Origin of the sequence: Escherichia sp. MOD1-EC6021 (assembly GCF_002965245.1) — a bacterium.
Lineage (GTDB): Bacteria > Pseudomonadota > Gammaproteobacteria > Enterobacterales > Enterobacteriaceae > Escherichia > Escherichia coli_F.
In genome coordinates, this window is sequence record NZ_PTRU01000074.1 from 1 (window position 1) to 3,868 (window position 3,868).

Consider the following 3,868-nt stretch of genomic DNA (forward strand, 5'->3'; position numbering starts at 1 on the left):
ACCTTAAGGAAACAACATGTTGGGTGGAGCGGACAATCCAAATGGTGAATTACCGTCTTATATCACTGGCGCTGACACATACGACGGGGGCCAGCTTCTTACCATATTTGAAATAAAGCTCAATGGTGCGAATTTTTTGTTCTTCAGTAAACATGTTTCATCTCCTGAGTGCCCAGGAAATCGTCCGCATCCCCTAACGGTCAAACATCGTGGCGTTGACAGTATCCGTTTGTGCAGCTTGCGACCCTGAAACAACGGACAGAAAAAGCCGCCAGGACGGCAGGAAGAATGCCCGCCGGTCAGCAGACTCACCGGCGGGTTCCGCTCTCCGACGCCTGGTACGTCAGCCAGCTGCAGACGATGGTGGCCACACTGAAAATCCCCATGGAACGGCGTAATAAACGAACAGGCAGGACAGAGAAAGCGCGGATCTGGGAAGTGACGGACAGAACGGTCAGGACCTGGATTGGGGAAGTGGTTGCCGCCGCTGCCGCTGATGGTGTGACGTTTTCTGTCCCGGTCACGCCACATACGTTCCGCCATTCCTATGCGATGCACATGCTGTATGCCGGTATACCACTGAAGGTCCTGCAGAGTCTGATGGGGCATAAGTCCATCAGCTCAACAGAGGTCTACACGAAGGTGTTTGCGCTGGATGTGGCTGCACGGCACCGGGTGCAGTTTTCGATGCCTGAGTCCGATGCGGTCACAATGCTGAAAAACAGACATGCATAATTCATAAATCATAATTATGAATTGTGACTTGTTCTATAAAAAAGAGACCACTGCAATATGTGATCTCTTGTATGCAAGGGTGCTTAAACAGTATAAATTCACAAGTGTGACTTCATAAGTAATAACTTCTTGATTATTACGTTAGTGTTTTTAAGTATTGCTCAAGGGCTACTCTGACGATGGCACTTACATTTTTTGGATCTTTACCATTGCGTTTATTCCTCAATGCCAGATCTTCTATTGTGACAAGCATGCTTTCACCAAGAGAGATTGTCGTCCGACATTGTTTTTCTGGTTCGGGTTTTTCCGGCGCGCCGTATGGTTTATCCGCAAGGCGCTGAGCCAGAGCCTCTGCTTGTTCTACCGTAACTGCAGCTCTGTTTAATGCTTGCTGGCTGGGTTTTTTCACCATGGGCCAAATACCTCATTCATTAAATGTTCAATTTCTGCTTTGGCTGCTGTATTGTTCGTTTCTACTACACCGGTGCCGTTGCTCATGCAATCGCGATAGACTTTTCTGAAACAAATAACTGAATCCAGAACTTGAATTGTTGGGAATTCTTCAAGATATTCAAGGAATTCTTTTCTCTCATTTCCCCTCAAAACCGGATTGGTTGTTGCCATACTTTGTAAACAATAAACCTTAAGTTCCGGGTTAAGGTTACGCATTGCGTCTATCTGTTGTTCTAGTTCTGTAAGAGTATCCAGATCTGGTTGAGAACACTGTAGTGGCGCAATTATTTGATGTGCGACAACTCCACTCGTTATGAATTCCTTTGAGTTTCTTCCTGCGACATCCACTATTACATCATCGAACTTTTCATTCAGAGCCTGTAGTGTTTGTGTCAGGTTATCAAATTTCTCAACAAGGGTTATTGCTGGTAACAGTCCTGCAGCTTCTCGTTCCGCATGATGTTTTGCGGCTGTTCGTTGTAGATCTCCGTTTAACAGGCAGACTTCCTTTCCTTTATTTGCGAGAGCAATAGCCAGGTTTGATGCAATGGTAGTTTTCCCTGAACCACCTTTGTTCCCACCAACTACAGTAATCATTGCAACCTCATAAATGTGATGTGTGAAGTATGATGATATTTTGACACGGTAACCTGATGTGTCAACATGCATTCATATTTATGAAGTATGAAATATGAAGTATGTCATGTGATGTAATAAATATTACTTGTGTTTTGTGATTTCATAACTATGATAGTGCTCAAATTGAGTATTACCTTGCAACCAGAAACAGTGATTTACTCAGATTGAGTATTTAAGGGGCTATAGATGAACGTATACTGCGATGATGGTTCAACAACAATCAAGTTGGCATGGAATGACAATGGGAAAATCTGTAAGTCGTTGTCGCAAAACTCATTTCGTCATGGATGGAAGGTTGACGGGTTAGGGATTCGCCAGACATTTAACTATGAACTGGATGGTAAAAAATACACGTATGATGAAGTTAGCAACCAATCTATTCTTACGACTCATATTGAGTATCAATATACGGATGTTAACCTGTTAGCTGTGCATCACGCTTTACTGAATAGTGGATTAGCGCCTCAGCCTGTATCATTGACTGTGACTTTGCCTATCAGTGAGTTCTACACGAAAGAGTGTCAAAAAAATGAACTCAACATTCAGCGTAAAATTGAGAATTTAATGAGGCCGATTCGTCTTAATAAAGGCGATGTTTTCACCATTGAACACGTTGATGTGATGCCTGAATCATTGCCAGCTGTGTTTTCTCGTCTGGTCATGGATAAAGTTGGTCAGTTTGAAAAATCGCTGGTAGTTGATATTGGCGGCACTACGCTTGATGTTGGTGTTATCGTTGGTCAATTTGACTCTGTAAGTGCCATTCATGGTAATTCTGGCATTGGTGTGTCTTCAGTTACGAAAGCTGCAATGAGTGCATTGCGCATGGCATCCAGTGATACCAGTTTCCTCGTTGCAGATGAATTGATTAAACGTCGTAATGACCCGGACTTTGTTCGGCAGGTTATAAATGACGAAACAAAAACTGATCTGGTCCTTAATACCATTGAGGGGGCTATTGCCAGTCTGGGGGAGCAAGTAGTCAATGAGCTCGGTGATTTTCATCATGTGAATCGTGTTTATGTTGTCGGTGGTGGGGCCCCGTTGATCTATGATTCGATAAAAACGGCATGGCACCATCTTGGGCAAAAAGTAGTGATGATGGAGTCGCCACAGACAGCACTGGTTGAAGCTATCGCGGCTTTCAAAGAGGAGTAATATTGTGGACGATGAACGGAAAAGGAAAAAATTCACACTTTATCTGCATCCGGAAAAAGCTGCAGACTTTCAAACTTTGGAAGCGATAGAGTCCGTTCCGCGTTCTGAGCGTGGTGAGCTGTTCCGGAATGCATTTATTTCTGGAATGGCGTTACACCAACTTGATCCTCGCCTGCCTGTATTGCTGACTGCCATTTTGAGCGAGGAGTTTTCAGCAGATCAGGTTGTAACCTTACTCAGTCAGACGACAGGATGGAAGCCTTCTCAGGCCGATATCAGAGCTGTGTTGACTGAACTCGGTGCTTTGCAATCTGCTGAAAAAATGCCTCCTTCTGCTACTGATTCGGTGCAGGAGGCAATGAATGATGTGCGCCTTAAAATGCAAAAATTATTCTGATATATCAGAATGAAGCAATGGGGATCTCAGTCCATTGTGTTGTATACGAAGGCGAGAGCATTTCCCGTTTCATTTGCCATTCAGGGGCGGTTCCTCGCCCCGCAAACCACACTTTCCCTTTTCCAGACTGGTTCAGTTCATCGAGTGTTTTCATTAACTTTTCGCTGTTTTTACGGGGCTGGATCTCATCAAATAATCCCGGCTGCGCTATACCCGATGGTGTGAAATCAGCCAGCATGACTCCTGCCTTCATATAGCGGTACCCTTCACGCCAGACATGGTTTAACGCTCTGCATGCTGCGGCAATAATGTCCCGGCTGTCCTGTGTGGGTAATGGAAGCTTTTCCACAGCGGCATTGCTGTAACAGAGTTCTTTTACTGCAAAGGGGGATGTCCGTACAAATGTCGTCACCTGCCGGCAATACTGACGCTCCCCACGTAGTTTCTCTGCGGCCCGCTCTGCATACTGAACAACAGCCTGGTGCA

General features: G+C 44.9%; 5 protein-coding genes and 2 pseudogenes. 3 read left to right on the plus strand and 4 right to left on the minus strand.

What is annotated here, in order from left to right; translation table 11 throughout:
* Positions 1–79: 79 nt before the first annotated feature.
* Positions 80–154, minus strand: a pseudogene (locus BEB54_RS29170) (transposase); the annotation flags it as partial.
* A 68-nt stretch (positions 155–222) separates the two neighbouring features.
* On the opposite strand from BEB54_RS29170, the pseudogene BEB54_RS27780 reads away from it, so the two are divergent.
* A pseudogene (locus tag BEB54_RS27780) lies at positions 223–735 on the plus strand (tyrosine-type recombinase/integrase); the annotation flags it as partial.
* A gap of 136 nt (positions 736–871) precedes the next feature.
* On the opposite strand, the gene BEB54_RS27785 reads toward BEB54_RS27780, so the two are convergent.
* Positions 872–1,147 (minus strand): hypothetical protein, encoded by a 276-nt coding sequence (locus tag BEB54_RS27785; protein ID WP_000239529.1) that lies wholly within the window; start codon positions 1,145–1,147, stop codon positions 872–874.
* Positions 1,141–1,785 carry an AAA family ATPase gene (locus tag BEB54_RS27790; RefSeq protein ID WP_105282339.1) on the minus strand — a complete coding sequence of 215 codons (645 nt, stop codon included), beginning with the start codon at positions 1,783–1,785 and terminating at the stop codon, positions 1,141–1,143. The genes BEB54_RS27785 and BEB54_RS27790 overlap by 7 nt, the downstream gene beginning before the upstream one ends.
* A gap of 228 nt (positions 1,786–2,013) precedes the next feature.
* On the opposite strand from BEB54_RS27790, the gene parM reads away from it, so the two are divergent.
* Both parM and BEB54_RS27800 read left to right on the plus strand, forming a co-directional pair.
* Positions 2,014–2,985, plus strand: a complete 972-nt coding sequence (parM, locus tag BEB54_RS27795) for a plasmid segregation protein ParM domain-containing protein (protein ID WP_001103690.1) — start codon at positions 2,014–2,016, stop codon at positions 2,983–2,985.
* A gap of 4 nt (positions 2,986–2,989) precedes the next feature.
* Positions 2,990–3,382 carry a plasmid partitioning/stability family protein gene (locus BEB54_RS27800; RefSeq protein ID WP_000340829.1) on the plus strand — a complete coding sequence of 131 codons (393 nt, stop codon included), beginning with the start codon at positions 2,990–2,992 and terminating at the stop codon, positions 3,380–3,382.
* Positions 3,383–3,386: 4 nt separating this feature from the next.
* On the opposite strand, the gene BEB54_RS27805 is transcribed toward BEB54_RS27800, so the two are convergent.
* Positions 3,387–3,868, minus strand: a 482-nt coding sequence (locus BEB54_RS27805; RefSeq protein WP_123059767.1) for a DUF4113 domain-containing protein, incomplete at its 5' end; no start/stop codon positions are given.

What these genes read in the sequence shown, in the direction of transcription:
- BEB54_RS27785 (WP_000239529.1), bottom strand. Translation starts at nt 1,147, where the DNA reads ATGGTGAAAAAACCCAGCCAGCAAGCATTAAACAGAGCTGCAGTTACG.
- parM (WP_001103690.1), top strand. Translation starts at nt 2,014, where the DNA reads ATGAACGTATACTGCGATGATGGTTCAACAACAATCAAGTTGGCATGG.
- BEB54_RS27790 (WP_105282339.1), bottom strand. Translation starts at nt 1,785, where the DNA reads ATGATTACTGTAGTTGGTGGGAACAAAGGTGGTTCAGGGAAAACTACC.